Raw genomic sequence first — 21313 nt, 5'->3', positions numbered from 1 at the left:
TTAACGCGGACCGATGCCACGCCTTTTCACCGGATTGGAAATCCCGCCCGAGATCGGTGCGGCGCTGGCGCGTTTCCGTGGCGGCATCCCGGGGGCCCGCTGGGTCGAGCCGACCGATTACCACATCACGCTTCGTTTCCTCGGTGACGTCCCGGAGGATTTCGCCGCCGATCTCTGCGAAGCTCTGGCAGAGACCCGAGCGCGCGATCCCGTCGAGGTCATTCTGGATGGTCTCGGGTGCTTCGGTAGCGACAAACCCCGTGCGGTGCTGGCGAGCGTCGCGAGCAATACCGCCCTGGCTGATCTTCAAGCGGAGCAGGAACGCATCTGCCGCCGCGCCGGTGCGGAGCCGGAGCGGCGCAAGTTCACGCCCCACGTCACCCTCGCGCGCCTGCGCCGGGAGGCGACGCCCGAAGCGGTCGCCATGTACCTGACGCAGGCTGGAATCTTCGACCCGCTTCGCTTCAGCGTGAGCCGGATTGCACTGTTCTCGGCGCGGGACTCGGTCGGAGGCGGCCCCTACGTCATCGAAGCCGTGTTCCCGTTCGCCTGACCGCTAGAGGCGCCGGAGTGCGACGCTCTCGATGCGGTGGCTCGCACCCTTGGCGAGAATCAGGCTCGCCCGCTGGCGCGTCGGCAATATGTTCTCGCGCAGGTTTGGCAGGTTGATCGTCGTCCAGAGGTGGTCGGCGATCTTGAGGGCTTCCGCCTCCGGCACTTCGGCGTATTTGGCGAAATAGGAGCGCGGATCACGAAAGGCCGTCTGCCGCAGCTTCATGAAGCGGGTGACGTACCAGCGATGCAGGTCGTCCTCGTGGCCATCGAGGTAGATCGAGAAATCGAAGAAATCCGACACGAACGGAATCGCCGTACCGTCGCGGGGAAGACGCGCGGGCTGCAGCACGTTCAAGCCCTCGACGATCAGGATATCGGGCGATTCGACCACGCGCTCCTCGCCCGGAACCCGGTCGTAGACGAGATGCGAGTAGAGCGGGGCGGTGACTCGCTTATGGCCCGCCTTGATGTCGTGAAGGAACTGCAGCAGCGCGGCTGTGTCGTAGCTCTCCGGAAAGCCCTTGCGCTCCATCGCGCCGTGGCGCGAGAGCTCGGCATTGGGCAGCAGAAACCCATCGGTGGTGACGAGATCGACCTTCGGGGTGTTCGGCCAGCGGGCGAGCAAGGCCTTGAGCACGCGCGCCGTCGTCGACTTGCCGACCGCTACCGAACCCGCGAGCCCGATGATGTACGGGACCTTGGTCTCCCGTTCCGCCATCAGGAAGCGCTGGGTCGCTTTGAAAAGGCCCTGCGTGGCCGCAACATACAGGGACAACAGGCGTGACAGCGGCAGGTAGATCGCCACCACTTCCTCGACCGAGATCGGATCGTTGAGCGATTGCAGCCGCTCGATATCCTCGATCGTCAGCGTGAGCGGCGTGTCGGCGCGCAGCTGGGCCCATTCCTCGCGGCGGAAGAGCCGATAGGGCGAAAGGCTCTCCGGCCCCTGTCCGGTGACCGGATCCTGGCCCGGCCCTGGATCGGGCTCGGGAAGCGGCGTCGGCCCGCCCGTCCGGCCGCTCACGTCTCGCGCCTCGCTGCCTTCTCGGCGAGGCCGCTCTGGGCCGTGCGGCGCGCCAGCTCCGCCATCACCTCATCGAGCTCGACCCCACCGGCACGCAACAGGACCACGAGATGGTAGAGGACATCGGCTGCCTCCGAGACGAGGCCCGCCCGGTCCCCCTGGACGGCCGCAATCGCGGCCTCGATTGCCTCTTCTCCAAGCTTCTTCGCCGGCTTGGCCGGGCCTCCCGCGAGGAGCTTTGCCGTGTAGGATTGGTCGGGCGGCGCCTCGGCGCGGGCGGCGACCAAGTCGACGAGGTCGCTGAGCGTGAAATCGATCATGCGGTGCTAAGGCCCTCTCCGACGAAACGGCCCCATCTCTCCTAATGTGTCGCTTCGTCTTGCCGCGAGCCCGGGCGGCGAGATGCCGAAAATACCAGGCGCGCCGAAGCGCCGTTTGAGGCAGTGAACCTGCGTCAACGCCGACTAGCGAGCAAGTCGGACGCCTGACAATTGTTATCCTTTACACATCGAGCCGCATGAAGAGACCCGCGGCCGCCATGTGAGCCTTCGCTTCTGCGATGCTGGCTTCCCCGAAATGGAAGATCGAAGCGGCCAGGACGGCACTTGCTCCACCCTGCGCCACACCGGCCACCAGATCATCGAGGCCGCCGACGCCGCCAGAGGCGATCACCGGCACGGGTACGGCCTCCGAGATGGCGCGCATGAGCGCGAGGTCGTAGCCGGACCGGGTTCCATCCCGATCCATCGAGGTCACGAGGAGTTCGCCGGCCCCCTTCGCCGTCACAATGCGGGCGAATGCGATCGCGTCGATCCCCGTGGGGGTGCGGCCGCCATGCGTGAAGATCTGCCATTCCTCCGGCTCGCCGGGCGCCGAGGTGCGCTTGGCATCGATCGCGACGACGATGCACTGGTTGCCGAACTTCTCCGCCGCACGCGCGACGAAGTCCGGATCCTTCACGGCCGCCGTGTTGATCGAGACCTTGTCGGCGCCCGCGAGCAGAAGGGTGCGAATATCCTCAACGGTGCGGACGCCGCCGCCCACCGTGAGCGGCATGAAGCAGGCTTCCGCCGTGCGGCTCACCACGTCGAGCAGCGTGCCGCGCGCCTCGTGGCTTGCCGTGATGTCGAGGAAGCAGAGTTCGTCGGCGCCCGCCGCATCGTAGGCCTTGGCGGATTCGACGGGATCCCCGGCATCACGCAGCTCAAGGAACTGCACGCCCTTGACGACACGGCCGTCCTTGACATCGAGGCAGGGGATGATGCGGGTCTTCAGCAAGGACGTGGTCCCTTCCGATCTGGATCAGGCCCGTGAGCCCCCGGCCCGGCGGATGGCGGCGAGGGCCGCCGCCGGATCGATCCGGCCGTCGTAGAGCGCGCGGCCCGTGATGGCACCGGCGAGCAGCGCGCAATCGGGCTCGAGCAGCCGGTGCACGTCATCGATGGAAGCGAGACCGCCGGAGGCGATCACCGGGATGCTCACGGCCTTGGCCAGGGCCAGCGTCATCTCGATGTTGAGGCCTTTGAGAATGCCGTCGCGGGCGATGTCCGTGTAGATGATGGCGGCGACGCCCGCATCCTCGAAGCGCCGGCCGAGCTCCTCCGCGGTCATGCTCGACGTTTGCGCCCAGCCCTCGACGGCCACGCGCCCATCCTTGGCGTCGATGCCGACAGCGATTTTGCCGGGATGCAGGCGGGCCGCCTCGCGCACGAAGGCAGGGTCGCGCACGGCCGCGGTGCCGATGATGACCCGGCTGACGCCCTTGGCGAGCCACGCCTCGACGGTCTTCATCTCCCGGATGCCGCCGCCGAGCTGCACCGGCAAGCTGACCCGCGCCAGGATCGCATCGACTGCGGCCGCGTTCATCGGAGCACCCGCGAAGGCCCCATCGAGATCGACCACGTGCAGCCAGGAGAAGCCCTGAGCCTCGAAGGTCGCAGCCTGCGCGGCCGGATCGTCATTGAACACGACGGCCTGCTCCATGTCCCCCTGCACGAGGCGGACGCAACGCCCTTCCTTCAGATCGATGGCCGGAAACAGGATCACGCGGGATACTCGCCTCAGAGTACGGGAAGCTGGGACCGATCGGTCAGGGGCGCCAGCGCAGGAAATTCGCGATCAGCGCCAATCCGAGGCGCTGGCTCTTCTCCGGATGGAATTGCGTCCCGGCGAGGTTGTCCCGTCCGACGATCGCCGTCACCGGCCCACCGTACTCGCTATGCGCGACGACATCGCCCGGGCGATCCGCCTTGAGGGCGTAGCTGTGCACGAAATAGGCGTGGATGCCATCCTCGCCCGTCGGGATTCCATCGAGGAGCGCGTGCGGTCGCTCAGGGGCCAGCGTGTTCCAGCCCATATGCGGGACCTTGAGCGCGGGATCAGCCGGCCGGATCGGCCCGACATCGCCCGGGATCCAACCGAGGCCCGATGTCACCTCGTATTCGAGTCCTCGGCTCGCCATCAGCTGCATGCCGACGCAGATGCCCAGGAACGGGCGCCCACGGCCCTGCACGGCCTCCGACATGGCCTCGACCATACCCGGCACTGCATCGAGCCCACGACGACAATCCGCGTAGGCGCCGACACCCGGCAGAACCACCCGATCCGCCCCCCGCACGATCTCGGGATCGCTCGTGACGAGGATCCGCGTGTCATGCAGCCCAGCCTCGCGGGCGGCACGCTCGAACGCCTTGGCTGCCGAGTGCAAGTTCCCGGAGCCGTAATCGATGATCGCGACCATTTCCTGCGTCACGACTGGCCTGCCTCACTCATTCCAATGTCGTCCAGGATCAGCCGTCTCACCGGCGACCCTCGTTGAACGGGAACAAGCCGATGACCGGCTCGCTCGGTCGGCTCGCCGCCCCCGCGAAAGCGGCCGGCGCCAGGGTGCGCGGAGCCGATGCGGGATCGAGCCAGCGCGTCATCGCCTTGGTCTCCGCTTCCGCGGCATCGCGCGCGACGACCGCGTCGCGGACCGGGCGGCCCCTGCGGGCCAAGGTCCAGCGACGCAGGCTCGAAGCTTCGAGGCCGATCAGGATGGAGAGCAGGAGCGTGACGAGGAAACCCATGAACGGCGACAGGCCGAGAGCATGTCCGGCGAATGCCGCGGCGGCGAGGCCGATCAGGACACCGATCCCGGCAATCCAGAGCCGATGATAGAAGAACCACAGGACCGTGAACGCGAATGCCGCCCAGGAAAATCCGTCCGGGACGAGCTGCGCCCGATCAAGCTCGTGCGACTCGCCCGCGCGAGCATCCCGCGGCAGATGGAGCGTGTAGCTTCGCATCCTCGTCACTCCCTTCCGTAAGCTCCCGGCCGCCGACCGGCTGGCCGATCCCGCAACGCCGCGTTCAGGAGCCTGGTCCGCCTTCCCAAGGCACACCAGCTGCCTTCAGAGTGTACCTTTCGTCGACGGTACGCGTCCTTCTTCCCGCGGATCGATGGACACCGCCTTCCGCAAGGTGCGGGCCAGCCCCTTGAAGCAGCTCTCCGCGATATGGTGAGCGTTGTCACCGTACAGCGTCTCGACATGCAGGGTGATCCCCGCGTTCATCGCGAAGGCCTGAAACCACTCGCGCACGAGCTCGGTATCGAACTGCCCGATCTTCTCGACCCGGAATTCCGTGCGGAAGACGAGGAAGGGGCGGCCCGAAATGTCGATGGCGATGCGCGTCAACGCCTCGTCCATCGGCAGGTGAATGTCGGCGTAGCGCGCGATACCGCGCTTTTCGCCCAACGCCTTGGCGAAAGCCTGGCCGAGCGCGATACCGGCATCTTCCGTGGTGTGGTGCTGATCGACATGCAGGTCGCCATCGACCTTCACTTCGAGGTCGAATAGCCCGTGGCGGGCGAACAATTCCAGCATGTGATCGAGGAAGCCGACGCCGGTGGCGATCGCGGCCTTCCCGGTCCCGTCAAGGTCGATCGAGACGGTGACGTCGGTCTCTGCCGTCCGACGGCTGATACTGGCCGCGCGCATCACTGGTTTCGCTTCTCGTTCGGGCCGAAGGCGGCCGAAGCCGCCTTCTAGTGCGGATTTCGCCGTTGGGGGAAGGGTTTCCGTCAAGAAAACGCGTTGTCCCCGCTTGCAGGCGGTGCCGGTCAGCCGCGCAGGACGCGTCCGGCCACCGCGTCGAGCTTGGCGATCAGTGCGGGATCGCGGTGCTGTGGGGCCGTCATGATGGCGCCCTCCAGGGCTCGATCCGATCCGGCCGGACAGGCCTCGCGCTCACGCGGAAAATCGCGCGCGATGCGGGCAACGAGCCGCGCTGCCTTGTCGGCGTTCGCCCGGGCGACCGCGATGACGGCAGCGACGTCGACCGCGTCGTGGCCCGGATGCCAGCAATCGAAATCCGTCACCATCGCGATCGTCGCGTAGGTAATCTCGGCCTCACGTGCGAGCTTGGCCTCCGGCATGTTCGTCATGCCGATGACGTCATAGCCGAGGCTCTTGTAGGTCTTGGACTCCGCGAGCGTCGAGAATTGCGGGCCTTCCATGCAGACATACGTTCCGCCGCGATGGACCGGAATGTCCTCGACCTCGGCGGCTGCCGCGATCCGCCTCTGCAGTGCCGGACCAACCGGGTGGGCCAGCGACACGTGGGCGACGCAGCCATTCCCGAAGAACGACGAGGGGCGCCCATGCGTACGGTCGACGAATTGGTCGACGAGGACGAAGAGGCCGGGGTGCAGTTCGTTGCGGAACGAGCCGCAGGCGGAGAGCGCGATGAGATCGGTGACGCCTGCCCGCTTCAAGGCATCGATATTGGCCCGGTAATCGATTCCGGACGGGGAGAGACGGTGGCCGCGACCGTGGCGGGCGAGGAAGACGACCTTGGTCTCACCGATCCGGCCGATCCGCAGCGCGTCCGACGGCTCGCCCCAAGGCGAGCTGATCCGCTCCTCCCGCACATCCTCCAAGCCCGGCAGATCGTAGACACCGGAACCGCCCATCACACCGAGCACGGCTGCCGTCATGGGGTACTCCTTCGGTTCGAACATCGACGTCACGCGTCGCCGGGCAGCGCTACCACGATCGAGGCCGGACGTACCGGACCCGCCCAGACGTGAACGGGCCCCGCGAAGGGGCCCGTTCGGTCTCATATGCGGCGAATGCTTCGCCTGGTTCGATCTGGCTCAGTAGGTCTTATGAAGTTCCGGCTGCAGGCCGTGAACCTCGCCGCCGACATCCGCCCAGACCCGCTTCTTCACGTAATAGAGCAGGCCCGAGAGCAGGATGAGGAACAGAATCACCCGGAAGCCCAGAGCCTTGCGGGCCTCCAGATGCGGCTCGGCCGCCCAGGCCATGAAGGCTGCGACGTCCCTGGAATACTGGTCGACGGTCTCCGGGACGACGGGTTCACCCTTGTCGTTCTTGGCGTAGGTCACCTGGCCGTCGCTGAGAGGCTTCGGCATGGCGATGAGGTGGCCCGGATAATAGGTGTTGTAGTAGGTTCCGGCCGGAACTTCCTTGCCCTCAGACGGATCCTCGTAGCCGTTCAGAAGTGCGTGGATGTAGTCCACGCCCTGCTCGGAATAGCCCATGAAGGGCAGCGCGTCGAAGACGAACCAGGGAAAGCCCCGCTCGAAGGTGCGCGCCTTGGCGAGAACCGAGAAGTCGGGGGGGGCCTTGCCGCCATTGGCGGAGGCTGCGGCCTGATCGTTCGGGAAGGGCGGCGGGAAGGTATCGGCCGCGCGGCCCGGGCGCTCGAACATTTCCCCGGCGTCGTTCGGGCCGTCCTTGACCTGATAGGTCGCGGCAAGCGCCCTGACCTGCCCTGCCGAGTAGTCCGGCCCGCCGGGCTCGGCAAGGTTGCGGAAGCTGACCAGCTTCATGCTGTGGCAGCTCGAGCAGACCTCCTTGTAGACCTGGAAGCCGCGCTGAAGCTGAGCCTGATCGAACTTGCCGAAAACGCCGGCGAAGCTCCACTTCACCCGCGGGGGCTGCGGGCTTCCGTGGGCATCCTCGGCAGAGGCCGCCGCGGTGCCCAGCAGGACCGCGAGAAGGGAGGCGGCGAGGAGTCGTGTGGCTTTCATGGTTCTTGAGACCCTTGCCCTCAGCCCTTGGTCGTCGGCGCCGCCGCGGCGCCAGTCGGTAATCCCGATCCGCTTACCTGCTTGCCCGGGCCCGTGACGCTTTCCAGGATCGAGCCCGGCAGCGCCTTGGGGGTCTCGAACAGACCGACCAGTGGCATCACGATGAGGAAGTGGGCGAAGTAATAGGCCGTGCAGATGCGTGCCGCGAGCACGTAGCCGCCTTCCGGAGGCTTGGCACCGAGCCAGCCGAGCACGACACAGACGATCAGGAACACCCAGAAGAACTGGCGGTAGATCGGCCGGTAGTTGCAGGAGCGGACACGCGAAGTATCGAGCCAGGGCGCGAAGGCGAGGATCAGCACCGCGCCGAACATCAGGATCACGCCGCCGAGCTTGTCCGGCACCGCCCGCAGGATCGCGTAGAACGGCAGAAAGTACCATTCGGGGACGATGTGGGCCGGGGTCACGGCAGGATTGGCCGGGACGTAGTTGTCGGCGTGACCGAGATAGTTCGGCTGATAGAAGATGAACCAGGCGAACAGGATCATGAAGACGACGGTGGCGAACACGTCCTTGATCGTCGCGTAGGGCGTGAACGGCACCGCATCCTTGCCGGACTTGATCGGTATGCCCGTCGGGTTGTTCTGACCGGTGACGTGCAGCGCCCAGACGTGGAGCACGACGACGCCCGCGATCATGAAGGGCAGCAGATAATGCAGCGAGAAGAAGCGGTTGATGGTCGGGTTGCCGACCGAGTAGCCGCCCCAGAGCAGGCTCTGGATGGTGTCGCCGACGACCGGAATCGCCGCCAGAATGTTCGTGATGACGGTGGCGCCCCAGAAGCTCATCTGGCCCCACGGCAGGGTGTAGCCGAGGAAGGCGGTCGCCATCATCAGAAGATAGATGATCACGCCGAGGATGTAGAGCACCTCGCGCGGGGCCTTGTACGACCCGTAGTAGAGGTTGCGGAAGATGTGGACGTAGACGGCCACGAAGAACATCGAGGCGCCGTTCGCATGGGCGTAGCGCAGCAGCCAGCCATAATTCACGTCGCGCATGATGTGCTCGACGGAGTTGAAGGCGGCGGTGGCCGAGGGCTCGTAATGCATCGCGAGCCAGACGCCCGTGATGATCTGCGAGGCGAGCATCGCGATCAGGATCGCCCCGAAGGTCCAGAAATAGTTCAGGTTGCGCGGCACCGGGAAGGCCACGAAGGACGAATGGACGAGGCCGACGATCGGCAAGCGTGACTCGAACCACTTCGCGAGGCGGCTCTTCGGCACATAGGTCGTCGCGTGTGCGCTCATGGGGCTAACCCGCTTCTCGAGTGATCAGGCCGCGGCCTTGCCGCCCTCTTCGCCGATCCGGATCTTGGTGTCCGACTGGAAGGCGTAGGGGGGAACGGGCAGGTTCGTCGGGGCGGGGCCGCGGCGGACGCGACCGGAGGTATCGTAGAGCGAGCCGTGGCAAGGGCAGGACCACCCCTCGTACTGGCCCTGGTGACCGATGGGCACGCAGCCGAGATGGGTGCAATTGCCGTAGACCACGAGCCACTTGGCATGGCCTTCCTTGACGCGGGCCGAATCGGGCTGCGGATCGATCAGCTCGGACATCTTCACGTCCTGAGCCTCCTTGATCTCCTTCTCCGAGCGGCTGCGCACGAAGATCAGCTTGCCACGCCAGAAGACGTTGATGATCTGACCTTCCTGGATCGGGGCCAGATCGACCTCGATGGGGGCGCCGGCCGCGATCGTCGCGGCATCAGGCGCCATCGAGGCGATGAAGGGCCATGCGACAGCGCCCGCGCCGACCGCGAGCCCCGCACCGGTCGCGAGGAACAGGAAATCGCGACGGGTGCCTTCGGCCCCATGCGGGGTGGCATCGCCGGTGGCCGCGGTGTTCGCCAAGGCTCAAACTCCAAGCATGCGGACATCTAGGTCCCGAGCACGCCGAAGCCGGCGCCGGTCCCCCAGGGGCTGTCGAGGATATGCCAGCCCGCGTAGGACCGAAGCATTATCGTTCTAAGGTGTGCAATGCGACCGCGCGTCGCCCGAAGTCAAGCTGACCGCCGCGACCGCGTTGCACAAACCCGATGATTGTTTCTCGCCCGCTTCGCTCACGACAGGGCCGGCATCCGCCTTCCGGTGAGCCGGCGCCACCGCGCCACCAGAAGGATCGCGACCACGAACAGGGCTGCGCAGAAACCGATCCAGATGCCGTAGCCCTGGAGTCGCAGGCCCCAGGCGAGGCCGATCCCCGTCGGTACCCCGATGCCCCAATATCCGAAGAGCGCGATCAGCATCGGCACCCGTGTGTCCTGGAGGCCGCGCAACATTCCTAGGGTCACGGACTGGACGCCGTCCGCGATGGCGAAGAGCGCGGCGAGTCCGAGGAATCCGATCGCGAAGGGAAGAACCGCGGCATTCCTGGCGTCATCGAGGTCGAGAAAGAGCCCGATCATGGCGCGCGGAAGGCTCAATTGTCCCACGGCGCAGAGGGCCATGAAGCCGAAGCCGAGTCCCAGCGCCACCCAGCCCGCATGGCGCAAGGCTTCGCCGTCGCGCGCGCCGTAGGCGAGGCCGACCCGCACGGTCGCGGCTTGAGCGATGCCGTTCGGCACCATGAAGCAGAGAGCGGCGATCTGAATGATGACGGCATGTGCGGCGAGTTGGGCCGTACCGAACAGGCCCATGCCGAGCACGGCCGCCTCGAAGAGGCCAGCCTCCGCAAGCCCGGTTGCCGCCATCGGGAGACCGAGGCGGAAGACCGATGCGAGTCGCTTGGCGTCGAAGCGCCAAACGCGCCGCAGCAGCTGGTAGGGACGCAGCGCTTTGTCAACGATCACGATCAAACAGAGGACTGCGACGCTGAACATCGACGCGAGAGTCGTCGCGAGGCCGACGCCCACGAGCCCGATTCCGAGCCTGCCGGGTCCTTCGAAGGCAAGCCAGAGCGCCAAACCGACATTGACCGGCAGCGCCGCGATGCTGACCAATAGGGGCCAGCCCGGCCGTTCCAGGGCGGAGAGGCTGGCGCGCAGCACCATGAACAGCAGTGCCGGTCCCATCGACCATTGGAGCGCCCGCATGTAGGCACCAGCCGCGGCCGCCAGTTCCGCCGGCTCGCCGATGGCGGTCAGGATCGGGCCCGTGTGCCACAGGAGGAGCATCAAGGGGATTGTCACCAGCGTGGCCGCCCGCAGACCGGCACGCACGGTGCGGCGCACCTCGTCCGTGGCGTTTCGGTCCTGTCCGATCGCGCCCGCGATCAGGGGTGACACGGCCGCCGTGAGGCCAATGCCGAAGATGAACAGGACGAAGTAGAGGCTCGTCGCGAGGGCTCCTGCCGCCACCTCTGCCGCCCCTAGGCGGCCGAGCAGGATCACGTCGGTCGCCATCAGCCCGTGCTGGGCGAGGTTGGTCAGGACGAGAGGCGCCGCCAGCGCCAGCGTTGCGCCCAGCTCACCGATGAGCGGGCCGCCAAAGGGAGTCCATCCTCGCGCGGCGGGCGCCGCGAGGCCAAGTGGCGTCATGATCGTCTTGATCCTGGCTGCGGGATGCGGTGCGGGGCAAGGCCGGTCACCGCGCGAGATCCGCCGATGCACCCCTTGACCGGATTTCTGACTGGAGGCGAGGAGCCCTACCGCGCGACCGTGTCGGAAATCCGGCCCTGCGGTTCGTTTGAGCTCACGTCGCCGAGGAAGCCCCCCGATTGTCGCGCCCACAGCCGCGCGTAGAGGCCGCCGGTTCGGACCAGCTCGGCATGCGTGCCCTCCTCCACGATGCGACCTTCGTCGATGACGATGAGCCGATCGAGAGCCGCGATCGTCGAGAGACGATGCGCGATGGCCAGGACGGTCTTGCCTTGCATCAGGGTGTCGAGGGATTCCTGGATCGCCGCCTCGACCTGACTGTCCAGGGCGGACGTCGCCTCGTCGAGAATCAGGATCGGCGCATCCTTGAGGATGACGCGCGCGATGGCGATGCGCTGACGTTGGCCGCCGGAAAGCTTGACGCCGCGCTCACCCACCTGGGCGTCGTAGCCGCGGCGCCCCTTGTGGTCGACCAGGTCGCGGATGAATTCATCCGCATGGGCCAAGCGCGCCGCGCGCTCGATCTCATCCTGGGTGGCGTCCGGCCGCCCATAGGCAATGTTGTCACGGATCGAGCGATGCAGAAGCGAGGTATCCTGCGTCACCATGGCGACGGCGCTGCGCAGGGAAGCCTGCGTGACGCGCGCGATGTCCTGATCGTCGACCAGGATGCGGCCGCCCTCGAGATCGTGCAACCGTAGGAGGAGCGCTGTGATCGTGGTCTTGCCCGCTCCACTGACCCCGACGAGGCCCACCTTCTCGCCCGGCGGGATCGTCAGGTTCAGGTCCTCGATGATGTTGGCGTCGCCACGGCCATAGTGGAAGCTGACATGCTCGAACCGGATGCCCCCGCCGCTGACCGCAAGAATTCCTGCATCGGGCACATCCGTGATGGCGTGCGGCCGGGCGATGGTCTGCATGCTCTCCTGGATCACCCCGACATTCTCGAACACGCCGCGAACGGTCTGCATCACCCAGCCCGACATCGCGATGAGACGCAGCACGAGCGCAAGCCCGGCCGCCGCTTCGCCGGTGGTCATGCCGGCACGCTGCCACAGGAGAAAGCTCACCCCACCCGTCGCGAGGAGGAGCAGGCTGTTCATGATCCCGAGCAGCGTCGTGGTGAAGGTGACGAGGCGGAACTGGTGGAGATAAGCACGGGTGTGAATGTCCACGGCGTCGCGGACGGCAGCACGCTCCTCGCGGTCGCGGGCAAAGAGCTTGACGGTGAGGATGTTGGTGTAGCTGTCCACCACGCGCCCGATGAGGGTCGAGCGGGTATCGGCGGTGGCATGCGAGCGCCTGCGGGCACGGGGCACGAACCAGCGCGTCAGGACCGCGTAGGCGACGACCCAGACGAGGACCGGCAAGGCGAGCCACGGCGAGATCGAGCCGAACAGCACGACCGCCGTCACGGCGTAGATCGCCACGTAGAGGAGCGTGTCGATGAAAACGACGGCAAGCTCCCGCACCGCGGGCCCGACCTGAACCACCCGGTTCGCGAGTCGCCCGGCGAAGTCCGCCTGGAAGTACGAGAGCGAGTGCCCGAGGGTGTAGAGATGGGTGCGCCAGCGGATCTGGTTCGTGGATTGCGGGACCACGAGTTGGTTCGAAAATACCTCGTGAAGCCAGATCGCGACCGGGCGCACGACGAGCACCAGAACGACGGAAAGAGCGATGGCGACGCCGTGCTCCTGCAGCACGTTCGCGCGATCGGCGGTGTTCATCAGGTCGATAAACCATCGCATCAGGAGGTAGAGCGAGGCCTCGATTGTTCCGGCGACGATCGAGATCAGGAGCAGCACGACGAGGGCTGCCCGTATCGGCCGAAGGTAGAAATTGGCGAAGCCCAGCACGGTCTTCGGCGGCATTCTCCCTTCGTCGAAAGGCGCGAACGGATCGATGCGGCGCTCGAGCCAATCGAGGAACATGAGTGATTCCGGAATCTGGGTTGAGGCTCTCGATGTAGGTGCCCTTGACGGGCTGCCAACCGGGGAGCGATGCCGCAGGCTCAACCCCGAGATGCGTCCGGATGCTCCGCCTCGCCCTGTATCAGCCCGACATTCCGCAGAATACCGGCACGATGCTGCGCATGGCGGCCTGCCTTGGCGTCAGCGTCGAGATCATCGAGCCTGCGGGATTTGACGTTTCGGATCGTCATCTGCGCCGCTCGGCCCTCGACTATCTCGATCACGTCACGATCACGCGACACCGCTCCTGGGAGGCCTTCGCGGCATGGCGCCGCGAGAACGGGACCCGCCTCGTCCTGGCGACGACCCGCGGGGCCCTCCCCTACACCGACCTCGCGTTCCGACGTGGCGATTGCATCCTGGTCGGCCGCGAATCCGCCGGTGTGCCGGAGGTGGTTCACGCGGCGGCCGATGCCCGCGTCGTGGTGCCGATCCGCGAAGGCATGCGCTCCCTGAATGTGGCGGTCGCCGCCGCGATGATCCTCGGCGAGGGTCTTCGGCAGATCAGCCTGTGACACCCGCTCGCCAAAGAGGCCGGGATTCGGCGGATCCGCCGCGGCGCCCACGTTTGACGACGATCCACATTCCGGCGCCTGTCGGTGCGGCCCGGCGGTCGTTCGTCCAGAATTGACGCGCTCTGCGCCCAATGGGAAAGCCTTCGCGCATGACGATTCCGAACCCGACCCCGAGTCCCCTGCCCTCCGAGGCCGACCTCGCCGCCCTGAAGAGCGAGGCCGCTGCCTGGTTCTCGACCCTGCGCGACCGGATCGTCGTCGCGCTGGAGGATCTGGAAGACGAGGCGACCGGCCCCTTCCATCCGGATGCGCCGACGGAGCCTGGCCGGTTCGAGAAGACGCCCTGGACCCGAACCGACCATACGGGTGGCCATGGCGGCGGCGGCACCATGGCGATGCTCAAGGGTCGCGTCTTCGAGAAGGCGGGCGTCCACATCTCCACGGTTCACGGCGAGTTCGCGCCGGAATTTCGCGCTCAGATGCCCGGCGCCGCGGAGGATCCCCGCTTCTTCGCCACCGGCATCTCGCTGATCGCGCATCCGTGGAACCCGAACGCGCCCACCGTCCACATGAACACCCGCTTCGTCGTCACAACCAAGGCGTGGTTCGGGGGCGGTGCCGACCTGACCCCCGTCCTGGAGCGCCGGCGCACCCAGGACGACCCGGATTCGCAAGCCTTCCACGCCGCCCTGCGGGAGGCCTGCGAGGCGCACGCGCCCGCGGCGGATTACGCCCGCTACAAGGCGTGGTGCGACGAGTACTTCCACCTCAAGCACCGCAACGAACCCCGCGGCATCGGCGGCATCTTCTACGATTATCACTGGACCGGTGAGCCCCAGGCGGATCTCGCCTTCACCCGTGAAGTCGGTGGGGCCTTCCTCAAGGCCTATCCGCCGATCATGCGCGCCAATGCCGAAACGCCCTGGACGGAGGCGGACCGCCTGGAGCAGCAGGTTCGGCGCGGCCGCTACGTGGAATTCAACCTGCTCTACGACCGCGGCACGATTTTCGGCCTGAAGACCGGAGGCAACGTCGCCTCGATCTTGTCCTCCCTGCCGCCCACCGTCCGCTGGCCGTGACCGAGACGCTGCCGACCCGGTTCGCGCCGCAGCAGGATGCGGCGCTGAAGGCGATCAGTGCCTGGCGCAAGGGCGGGGACGCGCAGGTCTTCCGCCTGTTCGGCTATGCCGGCACGGGAAAGACCACGCTGGCGCGGCGCATCGCGGACGACGTCGACGGCGCCGTCGTTTTTGGCGCCTTCACGGGTAAGGCCGCATCGGTGATGCGCCAGAAGGGCTGCCACGACGCGGCGACGATCCACAGCCTGATCTATCGGACCAAGGAGACCGAGGAGGGCGGGCCCGCCTTCACGCTCAATCGCTCCGGGCCGGCCGCGAAGGCGGAGCTGATCATCATCGACGAGTGCTCGATGGTCGATTCAGACCTCGGGCACGATCTCCTGTCCTTCGACAAGCCGGTCCTCGTGCTCGGCGACCCCGCCCAGCTTCCGCCCGTGCGCGGCGGCGGCTTCTTCACGGAAGCCGAGCCCGACGTGATGCTGACGGAGGTGCACCGGCAGGCCGCCGACGACCCGATCGTCCGCATGGCGATGACGATCCGCGAGGGGGGCAGACTCGACCTCGGCACCTACGGGCAGAGCCGCGTCGTCTCGCGCCGCGCCATCGATCCCGCCATGGTTTTGGAATCCGATCAGGTGCTGGTCGGTCTCAACAAGACGCGCCGGCTCTACAACAACCGCATCCGGGAATTGGCGGGGCAGACCGACCCGATGCCGGCGGTGGGCGAGAAGCTCGTCTGCCTCAGGAACGATCGCACCAAGGGCCTTCTGAACGGCTCGACCTGGACCGTGCAGGCTCTGCGCACACCGCCGCGTCCCGACACGATCCGCCTTGACGTGGTGCCGGAGGACGATCCGGCCCTGCGCCGGCGCCCCATCGATATCAAGGTGCTGCGTGCGGTGATCGAGGGCTCCGAGGAGGAGATCCCGGCCTTCCTGCGCCGCGAGACCGATGAGTTCACCTACGGCTACGCCCTCACCGTGCACAAGGCGCAGGGCTCGCAATGGGACAAGGTGGTGCTGTTCGACGAGTCCTATGCCTTCCGCGAGCACCGGGCGCGCTGGCTCTATACGGGCCTGACCCGGGCGGCCCAGGCGATCACCGTCGTGGTCTAGGCGGCGGCCGATCCTGCCCCATCGCGCGGCATCACGCCGGACCCGTCTCGCAGGCGGCGAGCAGGGTGCAGAGCGCCACCGCCTCGGCGGCCTTGCGGACCTCGGCAAGGCTCGGGAAGGTCGGCGCGATGCGCAGGGTACGATCGTGCGGATCCCGCCCGTAGGGGTGCGTGGCGCCGGCCGGCGTCAGAGCAATACCGGCCTCCTTGGCCAGCGCGACCACGCGGCGCGCCGTCCCGTCCTGCACCTCCAGCGTGACGAAGTAGCCGCCCTTCGGGTTGCTCCAGCGCGCAACCTCGAGCCCACTGAGGCGGGCCGCGAAGGCCTCCGCGACGGCGGCGAATTTCGGGGCGATCAAGTCGCGGTGCCGCTCCATATGGGCCGCGATTCCCGCATCGTCGCGCAGGAAGCGGACATGGCGGAGCTGGTTGAGCTTGTCCGGACCGATGCTGCGTCGCCCGGCCTGGGTGAGATACCAGCGCAGGTTGTCGAGAGACGAGGCCCAGAGCGCGAGGCCGGCGCCCGCGAGGGTGACCTTCGAGGTCGAGGCGAAGACGATCGGCCGGTCCGGGTGGCCGGCCTCCGCGCAGGCGTCGAGGATGTTGGGCAGCGCCGGCCGCTCCGCGGTGAGGTGGTGCACCGCGTAGGCGTTGTCCCAGAAGATGCGGAAGTCGGGCGCGGCCGCTCGCATCGCGGCGAGCCGCCGGACGGTGTCGGCACCGTAGGTCTCGCCGCTCGGGTTCGAATATTGCGGCACGCACCAGATGCCCTTGACGGCCGGGTCGGCGACCGCCCGCTCCACGGCGTCCATATCCGGCCCGGCGCCGGTCATCGCGACCGGGATCATGCGGATGCCGAAGCCCTCGCAGAGGGCGAAATGGCGGTCGTAGCCCGGAACCGGGCAGAGGAAAGCGATCGGCTCCTCCTTGGACCACGGGCCGCGCCCACCCGGCAGGCCCTTGAGCAGGGCGTACACGAGGGTATCGTGCATCAGGGCGAGGCTCGAATTATTCGCGACCACGATCTGTCCGGGTGGCGCCCCCATGAGGCTCGAGAACAGCGCCCGGGTCTCGGGAAGACCCTGCAGGTTGCCGTAGTTGCGCGCGTCGGTTCCATCCTCGGCGGTGGTGTCGCGGTTGCCCGGCAGGGCGAGCATCGCGGCGGCAAGGTCGAGCTGCTCCGGCGCCGGCTTGCCGCGGGTCATGTCCAGCGTGAGCTTCTCCGACCGCAGGGCCTCGTATTCCCGGCGCAGCCCGGCGCGCAGATCCTCCAGGGCGGCGGGCGACAATTCGGACAGCGGCGGCATGGCGCGTCTCCTGCGGTACGTCCGCGTGCGGTCCCTGCCCTTCGGGTGCGAAACGGCGCCCGTCAAGCGCCCCGGTGGCATTCGGCACGGCGAGCGCTTACCTCCGGCCCGGGCGCGCCGCGCCCGGATGCATGGGAGACAGACTTGGCAGAGCACGACGCCCCCCCGCGGATGCACGCGACCACGATCCTGATGGTGCGCAAGAACGGGCGCGTCGTGATCGGCGGCGACGGGCAGGTCAGCCTCGGGCAGACCATCGTGAAGGGCAATGCCCGCAAGGTTCGCCGCCTGGCCAAGGGCTCGGTCATCGGCGGCTTCGCCGGCGCCACCGCGGATGCCTTCACGCTGTTCGAGCGCCTCGAGGCCAAGCTCGAGCAATATCCCGGACAGCTCACCCGGGCCTGTGTCGAACTCACCAAGGATTGGCGCACGGACCGCTACCTGCGCCGCCTCGAGGCGATGATGCTGGTCGCCGACAAGGACGTGAGCCTGCTCCTGTCCGGCGCCGGTGACGTGCTTGAGCCGGAAGGCGGCGTGATGGCGATCGGGTCCGGCGGCAATTACGCCCTGGCCGCCGCGCGGGCACTGGAGGACGGTGCCGATGATGCGGAGACGATCGTGCGCAAGGCGATGCGGATTGCGGCGGAGATCTGCGTCTACACGAACGAAAACCTCGTAATCGAGTCGCTCGACAGCGCGCCTGCCTAAATTCGGTTCAGCCGTTAACTTCGTTTTGAGCATCGTATTGCAACGTCTGCCGCGAGCAATTCGCCTTCAGGTTGCAAAATGCAGATCAGAACGAAGATACTGGGTTTCATCGGGGCCTGCAGCCTCGTGACGCTTGTCGTGGCCGGTGTCAGCATCGCCACGTTGCGAACCTTCAACGACGCGATCACCGAGGTGAAGCTCGCCTCGACGCGGGCGCTGAACGGCGCCAACCTCAATCGGCTCGTGACCGAGGTTGTGGTTGAGTCGCGCGGAATCTACGCGGCAACCGACACTGCGGACGCGAAGAAATACGCCGATGGCGTCGTGAAGAGCCTCGCGGCGATGAACGCCCTTCTGAAGGACTGGGCGCCCCTGGTGGCGCCCTCCGAGCGCGCGACCTTCGAGCAGGCCGTGAAGGATGCGGGTGCGTTCACGACCCTGCGGACCGAGCTCGCCCGGCGCGGGGTCGAGGTCTCCCCGAAGGCCGCGGCCGATCTCGGCTTCAACGAGGATAACCGCGTCAACCGGCGTGCCTTCCAGAACGGCGTCGATCTCCTGGTGGCGCGTAGCCGCGCCGAGGTCGAAGCGATCGACCGGGCCACGGACGCCCTCTACCAGGAGCGCCTGACCCTCCTGCTGGCGCTGGCGCTCGGCGGGGCGCTGGCCTGCGTGCTGATCGGCGGCCTCGTCGGGCACCGGCAGATCGCCCGTCCCCTCGGGGCGGTCTCGGGTGCGATCCGGCGGCTGGCCGAGGGCGACCACAACCTCCCCGACGTGAAGCCGAGCCGCGACGAGATCGGGGCGATCTGGCAGAGCATGCGGGTCTTCGCGGGCTCGATGCGGGAGACGGCGGAGCTGCGCCGCAGCCAGGATCAGGCCGGGTTCGAGGCGAGCGCCCGCAAGCGCGCCGAGATGGGGGATCTCGCCGACCGCTTCCAGGGCAGCGTCGGCGGCCTCGTGCAGGATCTCTCCGGGGCCGCGGTCGAGATGGAGCAGACCGCCCGCACCATGGCGGCCAATGCCGAGCAGACGAACCAGCAATCGAGCGCCGTGATGTCGGCGGCCAACGAGACCTCGATGAACGTCCAGGCGGTTGCGACCGCCACGGAGGAACTGGCCGCGACCGCCAACGAGATCGGGTCCCAGGTATCCCAGACGTCGGCCGCAGCCGCCGGGGCCGTCGAGAGCGCCCGGCGCACCAACGAGCGGGTCCAGATGCTCGCCCGCAGCGCCGCCAATATCGGGGAGGTCGTGGCGCTGATCTCGAACATCGCGGGCCAGACCAACCTGCTGGCGCTCAACGCCACGATCGAGGCGGCCCGCGCCGGCGAGGCGGGACGGGGCTTCGCGGTGGTGGCGAGCGAGGTCAAGGAGCTCGCCTCACAGACCGCGAAGGCCACCGACGAGATCACCGCCCAGATCGCCACCATCCAGCAGGCGACCCGCGAGACGGTGGGGGCCATCGAGGAGATCAGCGACACGATCGGCACCGTCCACCAGATCGCGCTCGGCGTCGCCGCCGCGGTCGAGGAGCAGCAGGTGGCGACCCAGGAGATCGCCCGCAGCGTCAACGATGCGGCGCGGGGCACCCAGCGGGTCACCGAGAGCATGGCGCAGGTCCAGCGGGCCGCCCTCCAGGCCGGGGCCGGCGCCTCCCAGGTGCTGGCGGCGGCGGGCCATCTCGCCCGCCAATCGGCGAGCCTCGGGAACGAGGTCGAGGGCTTCGTCGGCGGGGTCCGGGCCGCCTGAGACCCGGCAGAGCACAACCGAGCGTGGAACAACCCGGCAGCCCCTGCCGGGTTTTTTCATGCCGGTTTCCCGCCCATATTCCTGCCGGACCGGCGGAAGAAATCATGCACGATCGGCCGGTTTCGGCGCCCGCGCCCGGCATGGAAATGTTCCGCCTCCGGCGCGGCGTCCCGGGCCGGGAGGTGCCCTCGTGGCGGCCTCCCGACCGGTTGCGCCTCTTGCGTCCGGGGCGTCGTGACACCATTCCGGGGTGACGTCACGAGGCCACAAGCCCTGCCGGGAGCGCGATGACCACCTTTTCCCCCCGCGAGATCGTCTCCGAACTCGACCGCTTCATCGTGGGCCAGCACGATGCCAAGCGCGCCGTCGCGATCGCGCTGCGCAATCGCTGGCGGCGCCAGCAGTTGACGGGCCCGCTCCGCGAGGAGGTGGCGCCCAAGAACATCCTGATGATCGGCCCGACGGGCTGCGGCAAGACCGAGATCGCCCGGCGCCTCGCCCGGCTCGCGGGCGCGCCCTTCCTCAAGATCGAGGCCACCAAGTTCACCGAGGTCGGCTATGTCGGGCGCGACGTCGAGCAGATCGTGCGCGACCTCGTGGAGGTGGCGATCGGCCTGACCCGCGAGGAGAAGCGCCGCAGCGTGAAGGCCAAGGCGGAGGCCGCGGCCGAGAACCGGATCCTCGACGCCCTGGTCGGCCCGACCGCGAGCCCGGCGACGCGCGACAGCTTCCGGCGCAAGCTCCGTGCGAGCGAGCTCGACGACAAGGAGGTCGAGATCGAGATCGCCGCCCCGGGGCCCGCCGGCCTGCCGATGTTCGAGATCCCGGGCATGCCGGGCGCCTCGATGGGGGCGATCAATCTCGGCGACATGCTGGGCAAAGCCTTCGGGGGCTCCAAGGGCAAGCCGCGCCGCATCACCGTCCGGGATGCCTACGCGCCCCTGCTCGCCGAGGAATCCGACAAGCTCGTCGATGCCGACGCCCTGATCCAGGAGGCGATCCGCGAGGTCGAGGATAACGGCATCGTCTTCCTCGACGAGATCGACAAGATCTGCGCCCGCGAGGGCCGCTCCTCGGCCGACGTCTCCCGCGAGGGCGTGCAGCGCGACCTCCTGCCCCTCATCGAGGGCACCACGGTGGCGACGAAGCACGGGCCGGTGAAGACCGACCACGTGCTCTTCATCGCGTCCGGCGCCTTCCACGTCTCGAAACCCGCCGACCTCCTGCCCGAATTGCAGGGCCGGCTCCCGATCCGGGTCGAGCTGAACCCCCTCACGGTCGAGGATTTCAAGCAGATCCTGACCAGCACCGAGGCGAGCCTCCTCAAGCAGACGGTCGCCCTGATGGAGACGGAGGGGGTCACCCTCGCCTTCACGGAGGATGCCGTCGACGCGCTCGCCCGCGTCGCCGTCGAGGTGAACGGCTCGGTGGAGAATATCGGCGCCCGCCGCCTCCAGACCGTGCTGGAGCGCGTCATCGACGAGATCTCCTTCACGGCCACCGACCGCTCGGGCGAGACGGTGACGATCGACGCCGCCTACGTGCGCGACCGGGTCGAGAGCCTCGCGGCGAATGCCGATCTCAGCCGGTTCATCCTCTAGAGCCGCGCCCGATCGCGTTGCAACGGGCTGGAAAACAGGCAGCCCCGGTCCGGTTCGGCGCG

21 protein-coding genes are annotated in these 21313 nt (G+C 67.7%); 7 read left to right on the top strand and 14 right to left on the bottom strand.

What is annotated here, in order from left to right; all coding sequences use genetic code 11:
- The first annotated feature begins 13 nt into the window (after positions 1 to 13).
- Positions 14 to 553 (top strand): RNA 2',3'-cyclic phosphodiesterase, encoded by a 540-nt coding sequence (thpR, locus tag F6X53_RS26120; protein ID WP_151003858.1) that lies wholly within the window; start codon positions 14 to 16, stop codon positions 551 to 553.
- 3 nt (positions 554 to 556) lie between these two features.
- Here the strand turns inward: thpR and coaA are convergent, their stop codons facing one another.
- The 13 genes from coaA to F6X53_RS26055 form a co-directional block, all read right to left on the bottom strand.
- Positions 557 to 1579: a type I pantothenate kinase gene (gene coaA, locus F6X53_RS26115; RefSeq protein WP_151003856.1), complete on the bottom strand. Its 1023-nt coding sequence runs from the start codon at positions 1577 to 1579 to the stop codon at positions 557 to 559.
- The gene (locus tag F6X53_RS26110) at positions 1576 to 1899 is read right to left on the bottom strand and encodes a phosphoribosyl-ATP diphosphatase (RefSeq protein ID WP_151003854.1); all 324 of its coding nucleotides are present in this window, start codon (positions 1897 to 1899) and stop codon (positions 1576 to 1578) included. The genes coaA and F6X53_RS26110 overlap by 4 nt, the downstream gene beginning before the upstream one ends.
- A gap of 181 nt (positions 1900 to 2080) precedes the next feature.
- Positions 2081 to 2857: an imidazole glycerol phosphate synthase subunit HisF gene (gene hisF / locus F6X53_RS26105; RefSeq protein ID WP_151003852.1), complete on the bottom strand. Its 777-nt coding sequence runs from the start codon at positions 2855 to 2857 to the stop codon at positions 2081 to 2083.
- A gap of 24 nt (positions 2858 to 2881) precedes the next feature.
- Positions 2882 to 3625 carry a 1-(5-phosphoribosyl)-5-[(5-phosphoribosylamino)methylideneamino]imidazole-4-carboxamide isomerase gene (hisA, locus tag F6X53_RS26100; RefSeq protein WP_151003850.1) on the bottom strand — a complete coding sequence of 248 codons (744 nt, stop codon included), beginning with the start codon at positions 3623 to 3625 and terminating at the stop codon, positions 2882 to 2884.
- A gap of 43 nt (positions 3626 to 3668) precedes the next feature.
- Positions 3669 to 4319, bottom strand: coding sequence for an imidazole glycerol phosphate synthase subunit HisH (gene hisH, locus F6X53_RS26095; RefSeq protein WP_373875931.1), 651 nt, complete (start codon positions 4317 to 4319; stop codon positions 3669 to 3671).
- A gap of 58 nt (positions 4320 to 4377) precedes the next feature.
- A complete protein-coding gene (locus F6X53_RS26090) occupies positions 4378 to 4866 on the bottom strand; it encodes a DUF2628 domain-containing protein (RefSeq protein ID WP_151003846.1) in 489 nt (162 codons plus the stop codon).
- A gap of 105 nt (positions 4867 to 4971) precedes the next feature.
- Positions 4972 to 5559 carry an imidazoleglycerol-phosphate dehydratase HisB gene (gene hisB / locus F6X53_RS26085; protein WP_151003908.1) on the bottom strand — a complete coding sequence of 196 codons (588 nt, stop codon included), beginning with the start codon at positions 5557 to 5559 and terminating at the stop codon, positions 4972 to 4974.
- A gap of 122 nt (positions 5560 to 5681) precedes the next feature.
- Complete coding sequence (locus F6X53_RS26080) at positions 5682 to 6557, bottom strand: S-methyl-5'-thioadenosine phosphorylase (protein WP_151003844.1); 876 nt, start codon at positions 6555 to 6557, stop codon at positions 5682 to 5684.
- A 159-nt stretch (positions 6558 to 6716) separates the two neighbouring features.
- On the bottom strand, positions 6717 to 7616 hold the full coding sequence (locus tag F6X53_RS26075) for a cytochrome c1 (RefSeq protein ID WP_151003842.1): 900 nt from the start codon (positions 7614 to 7616) through the stop codon (positions 6717 to 6719).
- Positions 7617 to 7636: 20 nt separating this feature from the next.
- Positions 7637 to 8923 (bottom strand): cytochrome b, encoded by a 1287-nt coding sequence (locus tag F6X53_RS26070; RefSeq protein ID WP_151003840.1) that lies wholly within the window; start codon positions 8921 to 8923, stop codon positions 7637 to 7639.
- Between the two features lie 24 nt (positions 8924 to 8947).
- Positions 8948 to 9523, bottom strand: a complete 576-nt coding sequence (gene petA / locus F6X53_RS26065) for a ubiquinol-cytochrome c reductase iron-sulfur subunit (RefSeq protein ID WP_151003838.1) — start codon at positions 9521 to 9523, stop codon at positions 8948 to 8950.
- Positions 9524 to 9732: 209 nt separating this feature from the next.
- Complete coding sequence (locus tag F6X53_RS26060; RefSeq protein ID WP_151003836.1) at positions 9733 to 11148, bottom strand: MATE family efflux transporter; 1416 nt, start codon at positions 11146 to 11148, stop codon at positions 9733 to 9735.
- A 107-nt stretch (positions 11149 to 11255) separates the two neighbouring features.
- On the bottom strand, positions 11256 to 13139 hold the full coding sequence (locus F6X53_RS26055; RefSeq protein WP_151003834.1) for an ABC transporter ATP-binding protein: 1884 nt from the start codon (positions 13137 to 13139) through the stop codon (positions 11256 to 11258).
- Between the two features lie 101 nt (positions 13140 to 13240).
- On the opposite strand from F6X53_RS26055, the gene F6X53_RS26050 reads away from it, so the two are divergent.
- The 3 genes from F6X53_RS26050 (at position 13241) to F6X53_RS26040 (ending at position 15887) form a co-directional block, all read left to right on the top strand.
- Complete coding sequence (locus F6X53_RS26050) at positions 13241 to 13693, top strand: tRNA (cytidine(34)-2'-O)-methyltransferase (protein WP_151003832.1); 453 nt, start codon at positions 13241 to 13243, stop codon at positions 13691 to 13693.
- Between the two features lie 149 nt (positions 13694 to 13842).
- Positions 13843 to 14772 carry an oxygen-dependent coproporphyrinogen oxidase gene (gene hemF / locus F6X53_RS26045; RefSeq protein WP_151003830.1) on the top strand — a complete coding sequence of 310 codons (930 nt, stop codon included), beginning with the start codon at positions 13843 to 13845 and terminating at the stop codon, positions 14770 to 14772.
- A complete protein-coding gene (locus F6X53_RS26040; protein WP_151003828.1) occupies positions 14769 to 15887 on the top strand; it encodes an ATP-dependent DNA helicase in 1119 nt (372 codons plus the stop codon). The genes hemF and F6X53_RS26040 overlap by 4 nt, the downstream gene beginning before the upstream one ends.
- Before the next feature lie 31 nt (positions 15888 to 15918).
- Here the strand turns inward: F6X53_RS26040 and F6X53_RS26035 are convergent, their stop codons facing one another.
- On the bottom strand, positions 15919 to 17193 hold the full coding sequence (locus tag F6X53_RS26035) for an aspartate aminotransferase type Ic (protein WP_151003826.1): 1275 nt from the start codon (positions 17191 to 17193) through the stop codon (positions 15919 to 15921).
- A gap of 171 nt (positions 17194 to 17364) precedes the next feature.
- On the opposite strand from F6X53_RS26035, the gene hslV reads away from it, so the two are divergent.
- From hslV to hslU, 3 genes are all read left to right on the top strand, one after another.
- Positions 17365 to 17901 carry an ATP-dependent protease subunit HslV gene (gene hslV / locus F6X53_RS26030; protein ID WP_373875932.1) on the top strand — a complete coding sequence of 179 codons (537 nt, stop codon included), beginning with the start codon at positions 17365 to 17367 and terminating at the stop codon, positions 17899 to 17901.
- Between the two features lie 78 nt (positions 17902 to 17979).
- Entirely contained in the window at positions 17980 to 19650 is a 1671-nt protein-coding gene (locus F6X53_RS26025; RefSeq protein WP_151003821.1) for a methyl-accepting chemotaxis protein, read from the top strand.
- Between the two features lie 287 nt (positions 19651 to 19937).
- Positions 19938 to 21251, top strand: a complete 1314-nt coding sequence (hslU, locus tag F6X53_RS26020; protein ID WP_151003818.1) for an ATP-dependent protease ATPase subunit HslU — start codon at positions 19938 to 19940, stop codon at positions 21249 to 21251.
- Positions 21252 to 21313: the final 62 nt, after the last annotated feature.

The organism is Methylobacterium soli (assembly GCF_008806385.1).
Lineage (GTDB): Bacteria > Pseudomonadota > Alphaproteobacteria > Rhizobiales > Beijerinckiaceae > Methylobacterium > Methylobacterium soli.
Note: the sequence above shows the minus strand (reverse complement) of the source record. Positions and strands in the feature narration are given on the sequence as shown.

Excerpts from the sequence above, each read along its gene's own strand:
- F6X53_RS26080 (WP_151003844.1), bottom strand. The coding sequence starts at position 6,557 with ATGACGGCAGCCGTGCTCGGTGTGATGGGCGGTTCCGGTGTCTACGAT.
- F6X53_RS26025 (WP_151003821.1), top strand. The coding sequence starts at position 17,980 with ATGCAGATCAGAACGAAGATACTGGGTTTCATCGGGGCCTGCAGCCTC.
- hslU (WP_151003818.1), top strand. The coding sequence starts at position 19,938 with ATGACCACCTTTTCCCCCCGCGAGATCGTCTCCGAACTCGACCGCTTC.
- hslV (WP_373875932.1), top strand. The coding sequence starts at position 17,365 with ATGCACGCGACCACGATCCTGATGGTGCGCAAGAACGGGCGCGTCGTG.
- F6X53_RS26050 (WP_151003832.1), top strand. The coding sequence starts at position 13,241 with ATGCTCCGCCTCGCCCTGTATCAGCCCGACATTCCGCAGAATACCGGC.
- F6X53_RS26060 (WP_151003836.1), bottom strand. The coding sequence starts at position 11,148 with ATGACGCCACTTGGCCTCGCGGCGCCCGCCGCGCGAGGATGGACTCCC.
- F6X53_RS26035 (WP_151003826.1), bottom strand. The coding sequence starts at position 17,193 with ATGCCGCCGCTGTCCGAATTGTCGCCCGCCGCCCTGGAGGATCTGCGC.
- F6X53_RS26075 (WP_151003842.1), bottom strand. The coding sequence starts at position 7,616 with ATGAAAGCCACACGACTCCTCGCCGCCTCCCTTCTCGCGGTCCTGCTG.
- hisB (WP_151003908.1), bottom strand. The coding sequence starts at position 5,559 with ATGCGCGCGGCCAGTATCAGCCGTCGGACGGCAGAGACCGACGTCACC.
- thpR (WP_151003858.1), top strand. The coding sequence starts at position 14 with ATGCCACGCCTTTTCACCGGATTGGAAATCCCGCCCGAGATCGGTGCG.
- hisH (WP_373875931.1), bottom strand. The coding sequence starts at position 4,319 with ATGGTCGCGATCATCGATTACGGCTCCGGGAACTTGCACTCGGCAGCC.
- F6X53_RS26070 (WP_151003840.1), bottom strand. The coding sequence starts at position 8,923 with ATGAGCGCACACGCGACGACCTATGTGCCGAAGAGCCGCCTCGCGAAG.
- F6X53_RS26110 (WP_151003854.1), bottom strand. The coding sequence starts at position 1,899 with ATGATCGATTTCACGCTCAGCGACCTCGTCGACTTGGTCGCCGCCCGC.
- hemF (WP_151003830.1), top strand. The coding sequence starts at position 13,843 with ATGACGATTCCGAACCCGACCCCGAGTCCCCTGCCCTCCGAGGCCGAC.
- F6X53_RS26055 (WP_151003834.1), bottom strand. The coding sequence starts at position 13,139 with ATGTTCCTCGATTGGCTCGAGCGCCGCATCGATCCGTTCGCGCCTTTC.
- F6X53_RS26090 (WP_151003846.1), bottom strand. The coding sequence starts at position 4,866 with ATGCGAAGCTACACGCTCCATCTGCCGCGGGATGCTCGCGCGGGCGAG.